A 20,406-nucleotide genomic window follows, 5' to 3' on the forward strand; every position below is an offset into this window, starting at 1 on the left:
ATTGGTGAGCCGTTTTTTGTTATGCCATTGTTTTTATCGTCTTGCTTTAGCGCATGGCGCTAATTTAAGCACGCATCGCAGCTTACATGTGCTTGATGATTTCATCGCCGAATTCGGCAGAGCCTACTTGAGTCGCGCCTTCCATCTGGCTGGAGAAATCTCCTGTCACGCGCTTGCTGGCGATTGCCTTACTCACACCACTGATGACCAGGTCAGCCGCTTCTACCCAGCCGATATGACGCAGCATCATCTCTGCTGACAAAATCAAAGAGCTTGGATTGGCCAGGTTTTTACCGGCGATTTTTGGCGCTGTGCCATGCGTGGCTTCAAACATGGCAATGGTATCGCTCAAGTTGGCGCCTGGCGCAATGCCAATGCCACCGACCTGTGCCGCTAAAGCATCACTGATGTAATCGCCGTTCAGGTTCAATGCTGCCACGACATCATGATCTTCCGGGTGTAACAGGATTTCCTGCAAAAATGCATCCGCAATACAATCCTTGATCACAATGCCATTTGGCAGTTTGCACCAAGGGCCGCCATCAATCAGTTCTGCACCAAACTCTTCCTTGGCCAGTTGGTAGCCCCAGTCACGGAAGCCACCTTCGGTGAACTTCATGATGTTGCCTTTATGCGTGATGGTGACTGATGTGCGATTATTATCAATAGCGTATTGAATCGCTTTGCGTATCAGGCGCTTGCTACCATCGATAGAAACTGGTTTGATGCCGATGGAAGAGGCTTCAGGGAAGCGGATTTTCTTGCGCACGCCCATGTCACTCAGGAAGTTAATCACTTTTTTAACTTCTTCAGTTCCGGCAGCCCATTCGATACCTGCGTAAATATCTTCGGTATTTTCTCGGAAAATCACCATGTCGGTTTTTTCAGGGTGTTTCACCGGGCTGGGCACACCCTCAAAATATTGAATCGGGCGCAGGCAGACGTATAAGTCTAGTTCCTGACGCAAGGTCACATTCAATGAGCGAATTCCGCCACCGACTGGCGTGGTCAATGGGCCTTTGATTGAAATGACATAGTCTTTCAGCACAGCCATGGTTTCGTCAGATAACCAGGTGTCTTTGCCATACACGGTAGTGGATTTTTCACCGGCATAGACTTCCATCCATGAAATCTTGCGCTTGCCGCCATAGGCTTTTTCCACGGCAGTATCGACTACTTTAATCATTGGTGGCGTAATGTCCAGCCCGATACCGTCGCCTTCAATAAAAGGGATAATAGGTTGGTCGGGAACATTTAGGGTATTATCGGCGTTCACGACGATTTTGCTGCCAATCTCTGGCACCTTGATTTTTGACATAGCGCTTTCCATGTTGTTACTGTTTAACAAACCTTTTAACGTCGTCTGCCAGTTCACTCCTCACGAGAAACATGCGACGCTCAAAGACTATATTCCGATTCCCAACGTTTATGCGGCTGGGCGGCTGGATACCGATTCTGAAGGATTGCTCATTTTAACCGATGACGGTGCTTTACAACATCGTTTAAGCCATCCCAAACACAAAGAAATCAAAACCTACTGGGTTCAGGTCGAAGGTGCTCCTGTACAAGCAGATTTGATGCCATTGCAGCAGGGTGTTGATTTAGGTGACTTTGTGACGCAGCCTGCGCAGGTGAAAATCATAGAAGAACCTGCCCATTTGTGGCAGCGAGATCCCCCTATCAGAGAGCGCAAAGCCATCCCAACCACCTGGCTGGAGCTGAAAATAAGCGAAGGCAAGAACCGCCAGGTGCGCAGGATGACCGCGCATGCGGGGTTCCCGACCTTGCGACTGGTGCGTTATGCGATCGGTCCCTACAATCTGGACGGAATCTTGCTTGGTGAATATAAAGCACTTTAATTCAAGCAAATTTAGTCAGAAGCAAAGGAAGCGAAAAGGGTCAGTATGAAACCGGTGGTTGTTTTCAGGCATGCCTGCTGCGAAGGTGCAGGCTATTTAGGCACTTTTTTAGCGCAACATGCCATTCCGTGGTGCGAAGTGCGTATCGATAAAGGCGAAACAGTGCCTGACTCAGTCGAGGCCTACAGCGGCATTGTGCTGATGGGCGGCCCCATGAGTGTCAATGATGATTTGCCTTGGATTCCCCCTCTGCTGAGTTTGATCCGTGAATCGGTAGCCAAAGATGTGCCTTTACTGGGCCATTGCCTGGGGGGGCAGCTGATCAGCAAGGCGCTGGGCGGCACCATTACAAAAAACCCGGTCAAGGAAATAGGCTGGGGTGAAGTGTCAGTACTGGATAACCAGTTAGCCAGAGAGTGGTTTGGGGATCTGCCAGGCTTCAACAGCTTTCACTGGCATGGTGAAACCTTTACCTTGCCAGCGGGCGCCACCCATCTGCTGGCTAGCCCGTATTGCGAAAATCAGGCTTACGCTTTTGGCAAACATATAGGCTTTCAATGCCATATTGAAATGATGCCGGAAATGGTCAGGATGTGGACTGATAAATGGAAAGCGGATATTGCCGAGGCTTCATCTAGCCCTGCCGTGCAATCTGCCGAATCCATGCTGGCAGATGTTGAAGCGGGTTGCGATCGTTTACATACGGTGGCCAATAAGGTTTACAGCCGCTGGATCCAGGGGCTGGTACATAGTTAGCATTTTATTGGTCTGGCGTATCTGCTTCTGTAGCAGAAGACTTCTTTTCCAATTTATGCATCGCATAGCGCCGTTGCTTGAAACGGTTGTACTGCCATAAATACTGCGCAGGGCATTGTGCAATCTGCCGCTCTATCGCCTGGTTGAGCAGGGCAGGGGTATGAATATCGTCAACACGGGTGAGGTGAATATTAAAGCCTTTACCGTCACCTAATCGTTCACCAAATGCCATCACTACTACCGCATTTGACTTGCTGGCCAGTTTACTGGCAAGGCCCATGGTATAAGCCGGTTTACCAAAAAAATCCGCCCATTCACCTTCACCATTGCGAGGGATCTGGTCAGGTAATATGCCTACCGCTTGCCCGCTTTTAAGTGCCTGCAATAATTTCCTGACACCGCTGGCATTAGCTGGCGCCATGGTTACCTTGCCTTTTTGCCGCCCACTCACCACCAGATTGCTTAATGCCTGCATTTTTGGCGGACGGTAAAGCACGCTGATGGGATGGTGTGAGCCATAATAAATAGACGTAATTTCAAAACAGCCCAGGTGTGGCGTCAGAAAAATCAGGCCTTTGCCATCCTGCTGTGCCTGGGTGACCACCTCCCAGCCATGTATTTCATGTATCAGTGGCAGCAGTTTTTCCGCAGCTTGTCCCCAGATGAAGAAAGTTTCCAGTAAGGCCTTGCCAGCTTCAATACGACTGCGTTTCATCAGTTGTCTGGCCTGGTCGTCGTTTTCTGTCAAGCCGCTTTGCAGAATATTAGCCAGCGCGATCTGGTTACTTTTGCTATCCAGCCAATATGATAACGTGCCTAGCCCGGACCCCAGACGATGCACCCAGCGCAGGGGCAGGCAGGCAATGCATTTGCAAAAGTAGAACAGCATCAATAATCGGCAGTCGTTAACACATTAAATGGTGTGTATCTTAACAAACTATGTCGTGCTGCCAGCGTATGGCCGTCAAGTTTTTATGCTGCGGGCAGGTTTGCAGTAAAATAGCAGCAATTCCTCAAACCCGATATTGCATGGCTCATCAGCAACCTACCTCGATTTCACTCGGCAACAGCATTTTTCCGCCGCTTTCAGCATGTCCTGTTGTCAGTGGCGAGCAGATAATACTGTCTGACAGCAGTACGCTCACCCAATTGCAGGTACATCGCATGTTGCCAGGTCGCCGTTGGGTGTTCAGTGCGCAGTGGCAAGGTCAAGCTGTGTTTGCAAAAGTGTTTGTTGGCACTCAGGCGGGCAAATACGCGCAACGGGATGCGCAGGGGGCTTTGTGGCTGGCAGCGGCGAAACTGGATACGCCTGCTTTGTTATGGCAAGGTATTGCGCAAAGCGGGCAGGCACAAGTATTGATTTATGCTGCGATTCCCCAGGCTAGAAATGTGCATCAGGTCTATGCGCAAAGCGAAACAGAGCAAAGATTCGCGCTGATTGAAAAAGTGGTGCGTGTACTGGCCCGGCAACATGCGGCAGGTTTGGTGCAAACGGACTTGCACCTGAAAAATTTTATGCTCGCCAATGATCAGGTATGGTCTATTGATGGAGATGGCATACGCAAAAAAACCTTATCCAGATGCGCTTGCTACCAGCAACTTGCCGCATTGATAGGCAAGCTTGCTGTTCTTGACCAGCAAGCCTGGGTGACGTCTTTGCTGGCTGCTTATCAGCGACAGCGTCACTGGTCGGATCAGCAGGATGCCAGGCAGGTGCTGAACTGGGCAAGTCGCTACAAAGCGCTTGAAGTACGTGAGTATGTTGAACGGAAAATATTTCGAAATTGCAGCGATGTGGTGTGGCAGCAGACAACCGGCTTTGTGCTGGCGCGCAATGCACATGCCATGTTGCCTGACTTGAGCCCTGATTCGCTGGAAACAGCCATGCGAACGGGAAGTCTGTTGAAAGACGGTAATACATCGACTGTGGTGCGCACGCGCCTTGCACAACAGGATGTGGTGATCAAGCGCTACAACATCAAGCATGTATTACATGCTATTGGTCGTAGCTGGCGCCCCAGCAGGGCAGCGGTTTCATGGTCCAACGCACACCGCCTGCAATATTATGGTTTTTTGACGCCGCAACCGCTGGCGATGCTGGAAAAGCGCTTTTGTGGTTTGCGTGGCGAAGCCTATTTTGTGTCTGCTGTCAGCGAATTGCCTGATGCGCTCGCTTTTTTCCAGACTGTCAAAGACGATGCCTTGCGCTCAGAAGCACTCAGGCAACTGGCGTTAACCTGCTACCAGTTTTACCTGCTAAAAATATCCCACGGCGATCTGAAAGCCAGCAATTTACAGGTGAATCTGCAGGGCCAGATTAGCGTAATGGATCTGGATAGCATGCAACAATACCGCTGTGCCAGACGCGCCTTGCGTGCACATGTCAGGGACATCCGCCGCTTGCTGCAAAATTGGAAAGACGATACTTCGCTGTATAATGCGCTGTTGCTAAGTTTTCATGCGGTGTATGTGGATCACACACCGCTGAAACTGGCAGGTATTTCTGTTTAATCAATTGGCGAGTCACTGAATGATTGTATTAGGGTTATCTGGCGCATTGGGGCACGACGCTTCTGCGGCTATTCTGGTCGATGGCAAAATTATTGCGGCGGCTGAAGAAGAGCGTTTTATACGCGACAAGCACGCCAAAAATCACTGGCCGTATGAGGCAGCCAAGTTCTGCCTGAAGCAGGCAGGCGTGACGGCCGACCAGGTTGATATTGTCGCTTTTCCTTATGGCGAAATATCACTGGCCTCGCCTGCGCGCTGGCATTATGCCAAACGTTATTGGTATGCGCCTGACCGGGCACTGGATGCGATTTTTAATGGTAACCGCCGTTTCAGGCGCAACCGTGATAAATCCCTGAAGCTGATGCAGGATTTAGGCTTGAGTAAGGCTAAATTCGTACCGGTAGAACACCATTATGCACATGCTTCCAGTGCATATCATTTAAGCGGCTTCAAAGAAAAAACCGCGATTGTCGGCATTGATGGTAAAGGCGAATACGCCACCACTTTCTTCGGCTATGGTGAAAACGGCAAGATTCACAAGATCAAGGAATTCTACGATCCGGATTCATTAGGTGGACTGTATGGCGCTATCACTGAATACCTGGGCTTTGAGATGCTGGATGGCGAATTCAAGGTCATGGGCATGGCACCTTATGGCGACGCCAAGAAATACGATTTAAGCCGGTTGGCCAAGTTTGAAAATGGCGAACTTATCATCAACACCGAATATGTCAATGTGGTCGGTTTACGCCGCTACAAAGAAAACGGCAAAGGCTTTTACTTCACGCCAAAACTGATTGAGTGGTTAGGGCCAAAACGTTCTGGCGATGAGATAGATAATCCCTATATTCATTACGCTGCCAGCGTACAGCAATTGCTGGAAGACCTGGCGCTGCAGATGATTGAGTATTACCTGGGCGACATCATCCGCGAAACCGGCAAGATTGTGATGGCAGGCGGCGTAGCGCTGAATGTGAAACTTAACCAGCGCATCATCTCCTTGCCGCATGTGAAAGAATTATTTGTGCAACCGGCGGCTGGTGATAACGGTACCAGTTTAGGAGCGGCGACCTATGCTGCGCACCTGGCCGGTGAAACCATCCACAAAATGGAACATGCCTACCTGGGACCTGCATTCACCAATGAAGAATGTATCGCTGCCTGTGAAGCACACCCGGAAAAACCCGTATTCACCCGCGTGGAAAATGGCCCGCAAAAAGCAGCCGAGTTACTCGCAGCCGGTAATCCGCTGGCCTGGTTCCAGGGTCGTATGGAGTTTGGCCCACGTTCATTAGGCTGCCGCAGTATTCTGGGTGACCCGAGCTTTCCTGGCGTGGCAGACCGAATCAATGCGCAAATCAAATACCGCGAGCGCTGGCGGCCGTTTTGCCCGAGCATGCTGGATAGGGTGGCTGAAGATATTTTGCAAACAGACCATCCGGCGCCTTACATGACCTTCACCTTTGATGTGAACCCGGCCTGGAAGTCGCGTATTCCGGAAGTGGTGCATGAAGATGGGACCGCCCGCGCACAAGTCGTCACTAAAGAAACCAATCCTCGGTATTACGCTTTGATTGAACATCTGGAAACACTGCGTGGTAACCCGGTGGTGCTGAATACTTCGCTTAATCGCCGTGGCGAGCCGATGATTTGCAGCCCTACGGATGCGTTGAATATGTTTTATGGCTGTGACCTGGAGTACCTGATGCTGGAAGATGTGCTAGTGACGAAAAGTTAAATCCAGAGGTAGGTTATTCCGGTTTAAGTGTTTGGAATCATTGAAAAAAACCATGCTGACCTTCTTTTAGGTTTGACTGATTCCAGTAGTTTAGCGATAATCGGGAATAGAGTTCAGTTTGGACTCATATACAATAAATCCCAAAACTGTGATTAAAAGCAAGTCAAAGCAGTTCATCAGGGTAGTTCAGTAGTTAAAACACAGTTGAGCGATAGTCAATGAAACAATCTCACATTGAAGTAACAGAACGCATCATCGAGCGCAGTCGACCGACCCGCAAGGCCTACTTGCAGCGTATTGATGATTATCTCAACCGTGACAAAGGCCCGGATCGCCTCGGCTGTGCCAACGTGGCGCACGCATTCGCGGCGATGCCACAGAACGATAAATTCAAGATTTACGCTGAAAAGCCAACACATATTGGTATTGTCACTGCTTACAACGAAATGTTGTCCGCGCACCAGCCTTATGTGAATTATCCGGATATCATCCGTGATGAAGCCCGCAAGCACGGTGCAACCGTGCAGGTCGCTGGCGGTGTGCCAGCTATGTGTGATGGCATCACCCAGGGTGAGCCTGGTATGGAGCTGAGCCTGTTCAGCCGCGATACCATTGCCATGAGTACCGCCGTGGCCTTGTCGCACGATGTATTTGATGCCTCATTGTTATTGGGCGTCTGTGACAAGATTGTACCGGGCTTGCTGATTGGTGCTTTGCATTTCGGCCATTTGCCTTGTGTATTTGTGCCAGCCGGCCCGATGAGCACCGGTATTGATAACACTTCCAAATCCAAAGTGCGTGAGCAATACGCACAAGGCCTGGTTGGCCGTGAAGAGTTGCTGGCGAGTGAGTCTGCTGCTTACCATGGCGCGGGTACCTGTACTTTCTACGGTACCGCTAACAGCAACCAGATGCTGCTGGAAGCGATGGGCCTGCATGTGCCTGGTGCTGCATTTATTCACCCACACGATGGCATGCGCGAAGACTTTACCCGTGAAGCAGTGCGCATGGTGATACAAAATACCCAGAAAAATAAATTTGTTCCGATTGGCCGTCTGGTTGATGAGCACGTCATTGTGAATGCAATGGTTGCTTTATTGGCGACCGGCGGTTCAACCAATCATCTGATTCACTGGGTGGCCGTTGCACGTGCTGCCGGTATCGTGATTGACTGGACTGATTTCCACTATCTGGCGAGATCGACGCCATTGCTGGCAAGCGTGTACCCGAATGGTAAAGCCGATGTCAATGAATTCCAGGAAGCCGGTGGTCCAGGTTTCGTGATTCGCGAATTGATCGAAGGCGGTTACATGTATCCTGATGTGTACACCGTCAGTGGTGGTGGCATGCGTGATTACGGTAAAAAGCCTGAAAAAGAAGCGGACAAGCTGGTGTGGAAAGATTACCCGGCAGAGAGTGGTGATGAAACCATTGTCCGTACTGCGGCGCATCCATTCAATGAGTCCGGCGGTTTGCGTCTGTTGAAAGGCAACTTGGGCCGCAGCGTGATCAAAATTTCTGCGGTGCCTGAAGACCGTCATATTATTGAAGCCCCAGCCATCGTGTTTGATGCGCAGGAAGAGTTATTGGCCGCCTTTGACCGTGGCGAACTGGAAAAAGACTTTATTGCTGTGGTACGTTTCCAGGGACCTAAAGCCAATGGTATGCCTGAGTTGCACAAACTGACACCGCCGCTGGCTGTGCTGCAGAACAAAGGTTTCCGCGTGGCGATCGTGACTGATGGCCGTATGAGTGGTGCCTCCGGCAAGATCCCGGCAGCGATTCACTTAAGCCCTGAAGCGAGTGCCGGCGGTCCGATTTCCAAGATTCGCAGCGGTGACATTATTCGTTTGAATGGCACAGTTGGCCAGTTGAACGTGCTGGTTGATGAAGACACCTGGGCTGAGCGCGAGACTGAAGAGTTGAGCGATGCAAAACGCCACCATAATGCGCATGGCCTGGGCCGTGAGTTGTTTGGCGGGATGCGCAGGAATGTATTATCCGCCGAAGAAGGCGCGATCACTTGGCTGTAAATTAAAATGGCGTCGCAATACGTCGTTGCAGTTCGCTTTAGGCGTACTGTCCTCGCTTCTGCGCCTTGTCTTACTTAGCCATTTGAATTTACAGGCATACATAAAGTTTATTTTTAGAGTTCGATTATTAATTAGGTAAATATTAACAAAATGAGCACATTAGATTTAGCGAACCATGGCCCGGTCATCCCGGTGATTGTCATCAACAAAGTGGAAGACGCTGTGCCTATGGCAGAAGCATTGCTGGCCGGCGGCGTGAAGGTGCTGGAAGTGACTTTGCGCTCACCGGTTGCCTTGCAAGCCATGGAGCAAATTGCCAAACATGTGCCTGATGCGATTCTGGGTTCAGGCACCGTTCGTAACCTGAAAGATGCACAAGCTTCTAAAGACGTAGGTTGCCAGTTTGCGGTTAGCCCTGGTTACACCACTGAGTTAGGCCAGTTCGCCCGTAAAATCGGCCTGCCATTATTGCCTGGTGTGTCTACCGGTTCTGAAATCATGATGGCGAATGCTGATGACTACTACTTCCTCAAGCTTTTCCCGGCTGTGGCTGTAGGTGGCATTAATTTGCTGAAAGGCTTTGCAGGCCCGTTTGCTGATGTGAAATTTTGCCCTACAGGTGGCGTGAGTGTTGAATCGGCGCCACAATTCCTGGCATTGCCTAACGTGGTCGTTTGTGGCGGTACCTGGTTGACGCCCAACGACGCTGTTGAGCGTAAAGACTGGGCACATATCACCAAACTGGCAAAAGAAGCTTCGGCAATCGTCGCAGCCAAATAATCCACTAAGGAAAATCAGCTATCATTAAAGGCTTGTAGTCTTACAGGCCTTTTTTTGTTGCCAGCCGCTTATGTCAAATCCCTTGAATCTCGAAAAATACAAAACCATCGTGCTTGATTGCGATGGCGTGGTACTTAACAGTAACCAAACCAAGGTGGATGCTTATTACAATACGTCCAAGCGCACCGGTGGTACGGATGCCCAGGCGCAGGCATTCGTTGATTACCATATCAAGCTGGGCAGCATTCCGCGTAACGACAAGATCCGTTACTACATCAGCGATATCCTTAAACAAGCATTCACTGAGGAATTTTTCCAGACATTGATGGATACGTTCACCGAGATTCTGGATGAAACCCTGATGCAATGCGAAGTCGCACCGGAACTGGATAACCTGAAGCAAAAAACGGCACAAGCCAAATGGATGCTGATGTCCGGCGGTGACCAGCAAGAGTTACGCAAGATTTTCCCGCGTCGCGGCCTCGACAATCTGTTTGAATTGGGGATTTACGGCGGTCCGACAAAAAAGAACGAGCATCTGGCAACCATGATTGCGGATGGCACCATACAGTTTCCGGCATTGTTTATCGGCGATAGCCGTTTTGATCACCAGGCTTCAACCGGCGCCGGGCTGGATTTTGTGTTTGTCTCGGACTGGACCGACATGCCAGACTGGCAAAGTTATTGCAAACAGCATCAGGTGACGGTAAGCCATCACCTGGAATTAAAGCCTTACACTGACTTTTAAGCAATGCGTATGGCTCTTTTGAGTGAACGATTACACTAGCCTATAATGCCGGTCATGACGACAGACAACAAACAAGTCACCATATTGGTGCCCAATTATAAAACCCCGGAAATCACCAAAATCTGCCTGCGTTTGTTGCGCAAATATACTGATTTCAATCAGGTTGAAGTGATTGCGATTGATAACGACTCGCAGGATGCATCTGTGCAGTATTTGCGCTCTTTGTCTTGGGTGAAATTGATTGAACGCAAGCCAGCAGCTGATGACACCGTGCCACTTTCGCATTCGCGAGCGCTGGATCTTGCACTTTCTGAAGTCAAGACGCCGTACGTACTTTCTATCCATACTGATACTTTTGTTAAACGGTCGGATTGGTTGCAGATGCTATTACAGCCTTTCAACGATCATCCCAAGCTGGCGGGTGTAGGTTCCTGGAAACTGGAGTCCAAGACTACCTTACAGCGTTGGGGAATCCGCTTTGAACAGTCATGGAAAAAAGCTTTAAACCAATGGTTTGGTTATCGCGGCTATAACCCTAATCGATTGGATGAAAGTAAATATTATTTACGTAGCCACTGCGCGATGTACCGCACGGATATCATCCGCGCACTGAATACCAGTTTTTCGGATGACAACCAAACTGCGGGAATGGTAATGCATCAGAAAATGGTCGCCGCCGGCTATGAGATGCGCTTTCTTGACTCTGTGCATTTGGGGCAATACGTAGATCACCTTAACCATGCCACGCTGATATTTAATCCTCAACTGGGGACCAGCGAAAAGAATATGCGTGAGGGTGCCAAACGTATCAATGCCAAATTGCGTGGTATTGATGGTGAGGCCATTCTTGCAAACGATGGTCTGGACAAATAATAGACTCATGACAAACCGTTTGCTTAGCCTGGCATATTACCTGCCGCAATTCCATGAGATTGAAGAAAACAATCGCTGGTGGGGTCGCGGATTCACCGAATGGCAACAGCTTAATACTGCGAAGACTTATTTTGACTGGCAACAGATTCAGAAGCCCGACACTCCCTTCGGTGATTACAACCTGCTCAATCCTGCCGTGTTTGAGTGGCAGCAATCTATTGCTCAAAAGCATGGTATAGATGGTTTCCTGGTATTTGACTACTGGTTCGGCCGAGGGAAAAAGTTGCTCGAAAAACCCATGCAATTAGTGCTGGATCAGCAGCTGGATTTCAAATATGCCTTCTGCTGGGCGAACCACACCTGGTATAACAAGCGCGAAAATATCACGCTGCAGTTACAAGAGTACCTGGGTGCTGAAGATTACACTGCCTATTTTGAGCAATTATTACCGCACTTTCAGTCTGCCAATTACATCAAGATAGACGGCAAACCGGTATTTTCAATTTTCAGCCCGCGGGATATCCCCGATCTCGAAGTGTTTATCCAGACCTTTAATCAATGTGCTGGTCAACATGGTTTCCAGGGAATCTACTGGCTTGCAGACAACACCGAGCCGCATCAGCCGTGGAAAAAACATTTCGATGGTTACAACAAATCCGGCAGCATTTTTAAATGGCGCAAGCGCGATAGCTGGTGGTTTTATGTACGGGAAAAGCTGGCAAGGACTTTCCATTGCAAACAGCTGGGACCTTTTGTATATAACTATCGAGGTTTGGTGATTGATAACGATCCGTTAAATGAAGACCCGCATCAAATCCCGATTGTATTTACCGGTTGGGATACCACTCCCCGGCATTTGCGTCGCGGAACCATATTAAAAGGCTTTAATCCGCAATCTTTTGCCAGGCATTTGGAGCAGATTCACTTGCAGTTGAGCCAGAGGAAGCAACACTTAGCTATCCAGGTGATTGTGATCAAGTCATGGAACGAATGGGCAGAAGGCAATGTGATTGAGCCTGATACACTGTGGGGTAATGAATTGCTACATCAATTTTTACTGTTCACCAAAAAATTTTAAGAATGATGCATTTTTCCTGGCCACAGCTTATCAATAATCTTGTCTTCAAATTACGGAGATTCAGGTATCAAACTACAGGCGAAGAGTCCGAGCATGCCTTGACGCTGACTTATCTTTGCCCAAATGCGAAAAAAGCCTCAGGCGGCGTCACAGTGATCTACCGGCATGTCTCCATGATTAACGACATGCAAATGGATGGTGTGAGGGCGCAGGTGTTTCATCCCAAAGATTTAAGTTTTCGTTATGAAGCCCCATTCGCCAATTTGAGTTTTAAGCCGAATTTTGTCTTTAATAAAACGCGTGAGGTATTTGTAATCCACGAAATGTGGGCTGCCCGGGAAGCCAGTATCGCGCGTGATAAAGGTATACGCTACATCATCCAGGTGCAGAGTGGCTATGATATCTTTCGCAAAACTGACATTGATTCCGTTTATAGTGCTTATGAATATGCAGAGCTGATTACCTGTGTATCTGATGATATTTACGCCTGCCTGATATTCCTTTTTCCCGAATTCGAGCAGAAGATATATAGGCTGCAATTGTCTGTAGAGGCCGAGCTATTCAAGCCTGCCACGCATAAAGATAACATCATCACTTACATGCCCCGCAAGCTCGAAAAACATTCGACCCTGGTGCTGAATTATATTGCCAGGAAATTACCTGCTTCCTGGAAAATTATCGCAATACACAATATGAGTCAGCAAGCTGTAGCTGAGTTATTATCTAAATCAAAAATCTTCTTATCCTTCAGTGAGCTTGAGGGGTTGGGGCTGCCGCCGATTGAAGCTGCTTTATCTGGTAATGCTGTCATTGGGTATACCGGGGAGGCAGGTAAGGAATACTGGCTTGATGGGCAGTTTCATGAAGTAAGTTGTGGTGATATCCGCAAATTCTCAGAGTTAATATTGAGTAAAATTCAAGAAATCGATAATGGACATTTTGATTTCAGTAAAATAAGACAGAATATCGCAAGCTTGCAAAATAAATATTCCAAAACAAAGGAACTGGCGGGGTTGCAGGGTTTGGTAAATCAAATGATCATGGGCGGGAAAGAAAGTGCAAACATCTAAATACCACCTTGATTTAGGTTGCGGTGCAAAACCAAGAAATCCTTTTTCTTATGAAGTAGTCTGCGGCGTCGATCTGGTTGCACATTCAATTCCGGAACAGGGTATCGAGATCAGAACAGCAAATCTGTCTATTGATCAAATTCCTTATCCGGATAACACGTTTGATGCTGTGTCAGCATTTGATTTTATCGAACACATACCGCGCATCCTGAATGGAGGCGAGCACGGTACACGCTTCCCATTTATTGAGTTGATGAATGAAATCTGGAGAGTGCTAAAACATGATGGGGTGTTTTATGCGCTGACCCCTGGTTACCCTAGCAATGAGGCGTTCATCGACCCCACGCATGTCAACTTCATTACCGCTGGGACCCATACCTATTTCTGCGAAGGCCGCTGTTATGGAAAAAACTATGGCTTTACCGGTATGTTCAAAGCCAGGCGTGTGGCGTGGGTTTATCCCAGATTGCACTATCGTGCCAATGACGATTTTTCCACCAGGCTTAAAACGATCTTCAGAAAACTAAAATTAAAACCGCAGACCCATATCTTATGGGAGTTGCAAGCGATTAAACATGATCAACCATCGTAAACATTTCCCCCTTTATTTAGCACTTTTTCTGGCATTTATTATTTGTTGCCGCGTATTGTGGATACAACATGGCTGGATTACCAATGACTCCATCCTCTATTTTGAGATGGCTCGCTATTTTTCTGTTGGTGATTTTACTGCAGCGCATGCCGTTGAAGGATATTCCTGGGGCTTTTATCCTGCGCTGATAGGCATGGTACATGCCATTAGCGGCTTGACCCTGCAAGCATCTGCAAACCTGCTGATTATCATTTTTTTTATGCTTCTGGTGTCGGGGCTGATGAGAATGGTCAGTATCGCGGGAGGCAATCAATGGATGCAGTTTTATGCAGTACTGTTATTACTGGGGTCTAATTACATAGTAGGTAATATCCTGCCTATGGCTAGCCGTGACCTAGGCTACTGGGCTTTGCTTGTGCACGCTGTAAACCAGTTAATTCTTTTTTATCAGCATGGATTATGGAAGCATGCCATCTACTGGCAGATACTGGCGTTTATAGCAACATTGTTCAGGATTGAGGGTGCGATTCAGCTGTTGGTTTTACCCATAGCCGGCTTGTTTGTTTCGCGTTCGGTACCAATGAATGTCAAGAAATTTGCCCAGCCATATTCTCTGTTAATCTTCAGCTCTTTACTTGCCCCCATCGTTTTATGGGTGATGCATATAGGTTTGGAAGACCTCGGCAGAGTCAAAGAGATTTTTAACGGATTAAGAGATATCGAACTGAATTTTACTCAGAATCTGATACATCGTATTCACGTAATGCGCGATGTAGTGATAGGTGAGGCATTTGAAGAGTATTCCTGGTTTACTTTCCTGCTTGCCTATTTTTCGATCGCCACCATTAAATCTTTAAGTGTGGCTGGCTGGGGCCCTCCGTTACTCGTTTTCTCTGAAAAATACAGCATCAGGAAAAGTATGCAACCTGTGGCATACAAAGTGCTGCTGTTCTGGATGTTTGTTTCATGGGTCATTGGATGTCTGATTACCTTTAAGGTGAATTTGCTGTCAGGACGTTATGTGGCGTTGTTTGGGTTTGTGCTGATCGTGTTTTCAAGTTTTGCACTGTATAAGTTATTACATGAACAAAAAAACAAGATATCTCCAGCAAAAAAACTGGTGTTAATACTGGCTGCGTTTACAGTACTGGCCGGGTTTATCAGTAACATCAAACCTAAAGCTGCAGATTTTTATTATGAAATAGATGCTGTTGCTTATGTTAAAACCAAGCTGCCGCAAGGTCAGCATGCGCTGTACGCCTCGGCCAAACAAAGATTTTATGCCGATGCGCCTTATGACGGCAGGATCGATTATGATTGGGAAGATCTGGAGAAGCGCATTGCTGATGGTAGTATCCGGCAATATGCTTATGTTGTGATCAAGCACGATGACACACCTGAAGAGCAGGCAAAATTAAAACACTGGCAACAGCAATTGATTGGCTATCAACTCGACAAGACGTTTTATGGTCACAAACGAAAAAAACAGCTACTTGTTTTTAAACGTATTGATTAATGCGGAGGATGCAGCAAAAAATGCTGCATTTTCTTTTTAAGGATGCCGGCTTGGGATACGGTCAGTGCCGCATGCTCGATGTAACTATTCACTAGCATAGACCAGTTTGTATCGCCAAACGAAACATTTATACGGGCATAACGCGTCAAATGCCTGAAGCTGCGTAAGCGCGTGCCAAACCACAGCGACCACGGATAAATCTTCATATCCGCAATATCAATCAGTCCCATTTTGCCTTCCGGCGTCAGCACTATATTTCCCAGATGTAATGACCGGAAATGTATGCCTTTTTCATGCAATTCGGCAATAAACACCCCCAGCTGTTTAACATGGTTTGTATCGAGTTGTTGCTGATCAAGCAGGATTTTTAACGTTTCGCCAGCCAGGGGGGCGTAATGAACAGCATAGGTTTGGGTTAAAGGTGCTATGTCCTGGATGGGCTCTGAATGCGAGTGAGCTGAGAGCGGATAATCCAGCAGGCGGCCATTTTTCACTTGATAGCAATTGATCACCCTCACAGTAGGAATTCCTAATGCAGCAAGGCTGCTGGCATTGTTGGAAAAGCGTTGCGCATAACCTTGAAAACGCGACCAGCTAAAGCGATGACGCAAGCGAAACACTTTCAGGTAATCCCCATTGGGCAATTGTAAAACTTTGATGCCTCTTGGATCACGCTCAATCACACGTGCATTAAGAAGGTGTTGCGCTGTCAGCAGCGGATAAGTCATACCTGAGCTGCTTGTGTGCTGAAAGAAAGATGCTGTATCACGCGACCTGGAGAAATGTGTTTCAGGCAATTAAGGTGTCCGAGCGGACATACCCGTTCGAAACAGGGGCTGCAGGATAACCCCAGATATTCGACCACTGCCTGTGGATGCATAGGCGGTGTATGGCTTGGATCAGAAGAGCCGTAAATGGCTATCAGCTGCTTATCCAGCGCTGCGGCTACATGCATCAGGCCGGAGTCATTACTGATCACGGTGTGGCAGGCAGACATCAGATCAATCGCTTCACCCAGTCTGGTTTTCCCGGCCAGGTCTACACAGCCATCTTGCGTGACTTGCTGAATCTGTGTCGTCACCGGACGGTCTTTATCTGAACCAAACAGCCATACTTGCCAGCCTTTGTTTAATGCGGCATTGGCTACTTCGGCATAGTACTCAACCGGCCAGCGTTTGGCCTCACCATATTCAGCGCCCGGGCATAAACCAAGCACCCGGCTATCGGATGGTGCAATGCCATGCTCTTGCATCAGCGTATCAATTTTTGTGCGGTCAGCTGCCAATGCAGGGAGCGGGAGTGATTTGGGAAGTGCACCATTCTTTGCACGTCCCAACGCAACAAAACGCTCCACGGTTTTTTTGAGGATAGATTTATCCAGTGGCCGCATATCGTTAATCAGGCCATAACGCATTTCACCCTTGAAACCGGTGCGCACCGGGATATTGGCTGCCCATGGCAGGATGGCAGATTTCAGGCTGTTAGTCAGTAAAATGGCTTGTGTGTAACCTTGGGTGGCTAGTTGCTTGCCAAACAGGTAACGCTCGGCTATGGCTAAATCACCATGCTTGAACGGCAGGGCGATTGCCTGCGATACTTCTGGCATTCTTTCCAGCAGTGGCAAGGTCCAGGCCGGGGCAGCGACATCAATCTGGCAATCCGGCTGGTCGATTTTCAGTTGTTTGAACAGGCTTTGCGCCAGCACCATGTCACCCACCCATGATGGGCCCATCACCAGGATCTTGTTCATGCGTGCATTTTTTTTATCAGGTTGCTGGTGCTGCGGCCTTCGACCAGGTCAATCAGCGCAATTTCGCCACCCCAGGCTAATACTTCCTGCCCACCGACCACCTGGTCAGCAGTGTAATCACTGCCTTTGGCAATCACATCCGGGCGGATGGCATTAATCAAGTTGAGCGGCGTATCTTCGTCAAACAAGATCACGGCATCTACAGATTCAAGTGCAGCCAATACCCGTGCACGGTCATTTTCATTGACGACCGGGCGGGTAGGGCCTTTTAGGGCAGAGACAGAGCGGTCGGTATTCAGGCCAAGTACCAGCTTGTCGCCGCGCTTTTTGGCACCTTCAAGATAAGTCACATGGCCTGCATGCAGTAAATCAAAGCAGCCATTGGTAAACACAATTTTTTGCCCTTGCTGTTTCCAGGCGGATACTTTTTGCATCAGGTCAGGCAGTTCACTGACTTTATGCGCCTGGGCGCTGCCTTGCGCGCTGGCAAGGGCATATACCAGGTCGGCTTTGGTAATCGGCACTGTGCCGACTTTACCAACCACTACACCGGCGGCAATATTGGCCAATGACAGGCTTTCCAAAGGGGATAAACCATGAATCAGGCCCGCAGCCAGCGTGGCAATCACGGTATCGCCGGCGCCGGACACATCAAACACCTGTTTGGCGGTTGCGCCCAGATGCTCAGTACGCTCCGTGATCAGGCTGATGCCTTCTTCACCGCGTGTGACTGCCAGGAAATCCAGCGCCAGGCTGGTTTTTAAAGCACTGGCTTTTTCAATCAGCGCAGTGTCGTTTACCTGGGTATCACACGCCTCGGCAGTCTCTTTTTTGTTCGGGGTCAGCGCCGTCGCACCACGATATTTATGGTAGTTGCGACCTTTTGGGTCGACCAACACTGGAGTCTGTTGGGAGCGGCAATAATGAATGACATGCTGGCAAATATCTTCCGTCAGCAGGCCTTTGGCGTAGTCAGACAGAATGACCAATGCAGGTTGTTGCTCAAGCGCTGCCTGAATGGCGGCAGTCACATGGTTTGCTTCGCTGGCAGACAGTTCAGTGGTGATTTCCTGATCCAGCCGCATCATTTGTTGATGCCCGCCCAGAATACGGGTTTTGGCGATAGTCGGGCGCGTTGAAGTTTTAATCATGGCTTTAGTATCAATGCCATGACTGTGCATGGCGTTTAATAACAATGATGCTTCATTGTCCTCGCCTATCAACCCGATCATACGCGTATGTATGCCTAACAAAGCCAGGTTGGCTGCGACATTGGCGGCACCGCCTGCACAATGCTGTTCGGATTTGATCAGTAACACCGGTACCGGCGCTTCCGGCGAGATGCGATTTACTTCACCGATCAAATAGCGGTCCAGCATCACATCGCCAATCACCAGTATATGTTGCCGGTCATTACCGAAATGCTGAACCAGGGCGGCCAGGCTGGTATTTGTTTGCGTGCCAGTCATCAGGATTCCAGGATTTCACACAGGCTGTGACCAATGAAAATGTGGGCTTCCTGAATGCGGGCAGTCACATTAGAGGGCACCACGATATTATATTTGCACAAATCATTTAATTTGCCGCCACTGCCACCGGTCAGGCCAATCGTGGTTGCGCCAATCTCGTTCGCCGCCTCAATCGCTCTCACAACATTGGCGCTGTTGCCACTGGTAGTGAGACCGATCAGGATATCTTCAGGGCGGCATAGAGCTTCAACCTGGCGGGCAAAAATGTAATCGTAGCCGTAGTCATTGCCTACCGAGGTCAGAATCGAGGTGTCAGTAGTCAATGCGATGGATGGCAGGCCTTTACGCTCTTTTTTAAAGCGGCCGACGATTTCAGCCGCAATATGCTGACTATCTGCCGCGCTACCGCCATTGCCACATAACAAAATCTTGCCGCCTTTATGGATACAGTCCCGCATGGCGATACCAACTTCACTGATCAACGGAAATGTGGTTTTCAAGGCCTCAAACATGGCCATATGTGCCGCATGCTCGCCCTCGAGATATTCAACATAGCTCATGATGTCGCCCTTAAATCAGTGGTTGTGTATGCATCAAATGCGGGCAATGTGACTGGATTGCAAGTGAAAAATGGCATGTTAGCAGTAAGCGTCGTCTTGCATTAAATAGTTTTGCACATAATCCTTCACGCCTTCTTCCAGGCTGGTGAAAGGTTTCTTGTAACCGGCATTGCGCAGTTTCTGCACCTCGGCTTGGGTGAAATACTGGTATTTTCCCTGCAAGTCCAGCGGCATATCAATGTACGTGATATCGGGTTCGCGCGCCATGCTGGTCATGACATTGGTCGCCAGGTCTTTAAAGCTGCGTGCCTGGCCGGTGCCGATATTGTAAATGGCATTAGTAGCTGGTTTCTGTTTGAGAGCCGCTTCCAGGAAGAATCCCATCACATCTGCCACATCTTTGACATAGACAAAGTCGCGCAACTGCATCCCATCCTCTATGCCTGCTTTAGTGCCTTTGAACAGGCGCATGGTGCCGGTTTCACTGAACTGGTTGAACGTGTGGAAAGCAACACTTGCCATACGTTCCTTATGGTATTCGTTAGGGCCATACACATTAAAGAATTTAAATCCGGCCCAGGCAGGCGGAGCAGGCTGTTTCTGTTTCACCTGTTCCAGCACCCACTGGTCAAAGAAGTGCTTGGAATAGCCATAGCCATTGAGCGGGCGTAAACCTTCGATACTGGCATCGTCATACCCATGCTCGCCCGCACCATATGTAGCGGCTGAACTGGCATAAAAGAATGGGACTTCATATTCCGCACACCAGGACCATAAATCCTGCGAATAATGCATGTTATCCGCCACCAGCTTGTTGAAGTCGCGCTCTGTGGTGGCGCTGATGGCCCCCATATGAATCACTGCAGTGATGTCGTCATTCTCTTCCAGGAAGTCGAACAACTGGTCTTTGTCCAGGTATTCTGCATAGTGCCTGTGCACAAGGTTTTGCCACTGGTTTTCATGCGTGATGCGGTCAACAATCACCAGGTCATGCCGACCCAGTTTGTTATTCAAATGCCAGGCCATGATAGAACCTATCATGCCTGCACCACCGGTGATAATGATCATAG

19 protein-coding genes are annotated in these 20,406 nt (G+C 48.8%); 12 read left to right on the plus strand and 7 right to left on the minus strand.

Annotated features, from left to right (window positions below; all coding sequences use genetic code 11):
* Positions 1 to 82: 82 nt before the first annotated feature.
* Positions 83 to 1,318, minus strand: a complete 1,236-nt coding sequence (gene icd / locus ACFQ2T_RS14270) for an NADP-dependent isocitrate dehydrogenase (RefSeq protein ID WP_379035603.1) — start codon at positions 1,316 to 1,318, stop codon at positions 83 to 85.
* A 10-nt stretch (positions 1,319 to 1,328) separates the two neighbouring features.
* Here icd and ACFQ2T_RS14275 point away from each other — a divergent pair, with 10 nt between their 5' ends.
* On the plus strand, positions 1,329 to 1,859 hold the full coding sequence (locus ACFQ2T_RS14275; protein WP_379035605.1) for a pseudouridine synthase: 531 nt from the start codon (positions 1,329 to 1,331) through the stop codon (positions 1,857 to 1,859).
* A 45-nt stretch (positions 1,860 to 1,904) separates the two neighbouring features.
* Entirely contained in the window at positions 1,905 to 2,615 is a 711-nt protein-coding gene (locus tag ACFQ2T_RS14280) for a type 1 glutamine amidotransferase (protein ID WP_379035608.1), read from the plus strand.
* Between the two features lie 4 nt (positions 2,616 to 2,619).
* Here ACFQ2T_RS14280 and ACFQ2T_RS14285 read toward each other — a convergent pair whose 3' ends face one another.
* On the minus strand, positions 2,620 to 3,504 hold the full coding sequence (locus ACFQ2T_RS14285; protein WP_379035610.1) for a lysophospholipid acyltransferase family protein: 885 nt from the start codon (positions 3,502 to 3,504) through the stop codon (positions 2,620 to 2,622).
* Positions 3,505 to 3,644: 140 nt separating this feature from the next.
* Between ACFQ2T_RS14285 and ACFQ2T_RS14290 the strand changes: the two genes are divergently transcribed.
* The 10 genes from ACFQ2T_RS14290 to ACFQ2T_RS14335 all read left to right on the plus strand — a co-directional run bounded on the left by ACFQ2T_RS14290 (position 3,645) and on the right by ACFQ2T_RS14335 (position 15,557).
* Positions 3,645 to 5,129 carry a lipopolysaccharide kinase InaA family protein gene (locus ACFQ2T_RS14290; RefSeq protein ID WP_379035612.1) on the plus strand — a complete coding sequence of 495 codons (1,485 nt, stop codon included), beginning with the start codon at positions 3,645 to 3,647 and terminating at the stop codon, positions 5,127 to 5,129.
* Between the two features lie 19 nt (positions 5,130 to 5,148).
* A complete protein-coding gene (locus ACFQ2T_RS14295) occupies positions 5,149 to 6,867 on the plus strand; it encodes a carbamoyltransferase family protein (RefSeq protein ID WP_379035615.1) in 1,719 nt (572 codons plus the stop codon).
* Between the two features lie 218 nt (positions 6,868 to 7,085).
* A complete protein-coding gene (gene edd, locus ACFQ2T_RS14300; protein ID WP_379035617.1) occupies positions 7,086 to 8,900 on the plus strand; it encodes a phosphogluconate dehydratase in 1,815 nt (604 codons plus the stop codon).
* Between the two features lie 150 nt (positions 8,901 to 9,050).
* Entirely contained in the window at positions 9,051 to 9,680 is a 630-nt protein-coding gene (gene eda, locus ACFQ2T_RS14305) for a bifunctional 4-hydroxy-2-oxoglutarate aldolase/2-dehydro-3-deoxy-phosphogluconate aldolase (protein WP_379035619.1), read from the plus strand.
* A gap of 70 nt (positions 9,681 to 9,750) precedes the next feature.
* The gene (locus ACFQ2T_RS14310; RefSeq protein WP_379035621.1) at positions 9,751 to 10,428 is read left to right on the plus strand and encodes an HAD family hydrolase; all 678 of its coding nucleotides are present in this window, start codon (positions 9,751 to 9,753) and stop codon (positions 10,426 to 10,428) included.
* A gap of 54 nt (positions 10,429 to 10,482) precedes the next feature.
* The gene (locus ACFQ2T_RS14315) at positions 10,483 to 11,301 is read left to right on the plus strand and encodes a glycosyltransferase family 2 protein (protein WP_379035623.1); all 819 of its coding nucleotides are present in this window, start codon (positions 10,483 to 10,485) and stop codon (positions 11,299 to 11,301) included.
* 7 nt (positions 11,302 to 11,308) lie between these two features.
* Positions 11,309 to 12,379, plus strand: a complete 1,071-nt coding sequence (locus tag ACFQ2T_RS14320; RefSeq protein WP_379035625.1) for a glycosyltransferase WbsX family protein — start codon at positions 11,309 to 11,311, stop codon at positions 12,377 to 12,379.
* Positions 12,380 to 12,381: 2 nt separating this feature from the next.
* A complete protein-coding gene (locus ACFQ2T_RS14325) occupies positions 12,382 to 13,449 on the plus strand; it encodes a glycosyltransferase (protein WP_379035627.1) in 1,068 nt (355 codons plus the stop codon).
* A complete protein-coding gene (locus ACFQ2T_RS14330) occupies positions 13,436 to 14,041 on the plus strand; it encodes a class I SAM-dependent methyltransferase (protein ID WP_379035628.1) in 606 nt (201 codons plus the stop codon). Before ACFQ2T_RS14325 ends, ACFQ2T_RS14330 begins: the two co-directional genes overlap by 14 nt.
* Positions 14,025 to 15,557 carry a hypothetical protein gene (locus ACFQ2T_RS14335; protein WP_379035631.1) on the plus strand — a complete coding sequence of 511 codons (1,533 nt, stop codon included), beginning with the start codon at positions 14,025 to 14,027 and terminating at the stop codon, positions 15,555 to 15,557. Before ACFQ2T_RS14330 ends, ACFQ2T_RS14335 begins: the two co-directional genes overlap by 17 nt.
* Here the strand turns inward: ACFQ2T_RS14335 and ACFQ2T_RS14340 are convergent.
* The 5 genes from ACFQ2T_RS14340 to rfaD all read right to left on the minus strand — a co-directional run bounded on the left by ACFQ2T_RS14340 (position 15,554) and on the right by rfaD (position 20,404).
* Positions 15,554 to 16,285, minus strand: coding sequence for a hypothetical protein (locus tag ACFQ2T_RS14340; protein ID WP_379035633.1), 732 nt, complete (start codon positions 16,283 to 16,285; stop codon positions 15,554 to 15,556). The two genes, ACFQ2T_RS14335 and ACFQ2T_RS14340, sit on opposite strands and share 4 nt — an antisense overlap.
* Positions 16,282 to 17,307, minus strand: coding sequence for a lipopolysaccharide heptosyltransferase II (waaF, locus tag ACFQ2T_RS14345; RefSeq protein ID WP_379035635.1), 1,026 nt, complete (start codon positions 17,305 to 17,307; stop codon positions 16,282 to 16,284). Before waaF ends, ACFQ2T_RS14340 begins: the two co-directional genes overlap by 4 nt.
* Positions 17,304 to 18,776: a D-glycero-beta-D-manno-heptose-7-phosphate kinase gene (rfaE1, locus tag ACFQ2T_RS14350; RefSeq protein WP_379035637.1), complete on the minus strand. Its 1,473-nt coding sequence runs from the start codon at positions 18,774 to 18,776 to the stop codon at positions 17,304 to 17,306. The genes waaF and rfaE1 overlap by 4 nt, the downstream gene beginning before the upstream one ends.
* Positions 18,776 to 19,336: a D-sedoheptulose-7-phosphate isomerase gene (locus ACFQ2T_RS14355; RefSeq protein ID WP_379035639.1), complete on the minus strand. Its 561-nt coding sequence runs from the start codon at positions 19,334 to 19,336 to the stop codon at positions 18,776 to 18,778. Before ACFQ2T_RS14355 ends, rfaE1 begins: the two co-directional genes overlap by 1 nt.
* Positions 19,337 to 19,414: 78 nt before the next feature.
* A complete protein-coding gene (rfaD, locus tag ACFQ2T_RS14360) occupies positions 19,415 to 20,404 on the minus strand; it encodes an ADP-glyceromanno-heptose 6-epimerase (protein WP_379035641.1) in 990 nt (329 codons plus the stop codon).
* Positions 20,405 to 20,406: the final 2 nt, after the last annotated feature.

Origin of the sequence: Methylophilus flavus, from assembly GCF_042678905.1 — a bacterium.
Classification (GTDB): domain Bacteria; phylum Pseudomonadota; class Gammaproteobacteria; order Burkholderiales; family Methylophilaceae; genus Methylophilus; species Methylophilus flavus.

Coding starts and splice junctions, on each gene's coding strand:
- waaF (WP_379035635.1), bottom strand. CDS start 17,307: ATGAACAAGATCCTGGTGATGGGCCCATCATGGGTGGGTGACATGGTG.
- eda (WP_379035619.1), top strand. CDS start 9,051: ATGAGCACATTAGATTTAGCGAACCATGGCCCGGTCATCCCGGTGATT.
- ACFQ2T_RS14275 (WP_379035605.1), top strand. CDS start 1,329: ATGTTGTTACTGTTTAACAAACCTTTTAACGTCGTCTGCCAGTTCACT.
- ACFQ2T_RS14290 (WP_379035612.1), top strand. CDS start 3,645: ATGGCTCATCAGCAACCTACCTCGATTTCACTCGGCAACAGCATTTTT.
- ACFQ2T_RS14340 (WP_379035633.1), bottom strand. CDS start 16,285: ATGACTTATCCGCTGCTGACAGCGCAACACCTTCTTAATGCACGTGTG.
- ACFQ2T_RS14325 (WP_379035627.1), top strand. CDS start 12,382: ATGATGCATTTTTCCTGGCCACAGCTTATCAATAATCTTGTCTTCAAA.
- ACFQ2T_RS14355 (WP_379035639.1), bottom strand. CDS start 19,336: ATGAGCTATGTTGAATATCTCGAGGGCGAGCATGCGGCACATATGGCC.
- rfaE1 (WP_379035637.1), bottom strand. CDS start 18,776: ATGACTGGCACGCAAACAAATACCAGCCTGGCCGCCCTGGTTCAGCAT.
- ACFQ2T_RS14280 (WP_379035608.1), top strand. CDS start 1,905: ATGAAACCGGTGGTTGTTTTCAGGCATGCCTGCTGCGAAGGTGCAGGC.
- ACFQ2T_RS14310 (WP_379035621.1), top strand. CDS start 9,751: ATGTCAAATCCCTTGAATCTCGAAAAATACAAAACCATCGTGCTTGAT.
- icd (WP_379035603.1), bottom strand. CDS start 1,318: ATGTCAAAAATCAAGGTGCCAGAGATTGGCAGCAAAATCGTCGTGAAC.
- ACFQ2T_RS14295 (WP_379035615.1), top strand. CDS start 5,149: ATGATTGTATTAGGGTTATCTGGCGCATTGGGGCACGACGCTTCTGCG.
- rfaD (WP_379035641.1), bottom strand. CDS start 20,404: ATGATCATTATCACCGGTGGTGCAGGCATGATAGGTTCTATCATGGCC.
- edd (WP_379035617.1), top strand. CDS start 7,086: ATGAAACAATCTCACATTGAAGTAACAGAACGCATCATCGAGCGCAGT.
- ACFQ2T_RS14315 (WP_379035623.1), top strand. CDS start 10,483: ATGACGACAGACAACAAACAAGTCACCATATTGGTGCCCAATTATAAA.
- ACFQ2T_RS14285 (WP_379035610.1), bottom strand. CDS start 3,504: ATGCTGTTCTACTTTTGCAAATGCATTGCCTGCCTGCCCCTGCGCTGG.
- ACFQ2T_RS14320 (WP_379035625.1), top strand. CDS start 11,309: ATGACAAACCGTTTGCTTAGCCTGGCATATTACCTGCCGCAATTCCAT.
- ACFQ2T_RS14335 (WP_379035631.1), top strand. CDS start 14,025: ATGATCAACCATCGTAAACATTTCCCCCTTTATTTAGCACTTTTTCTG.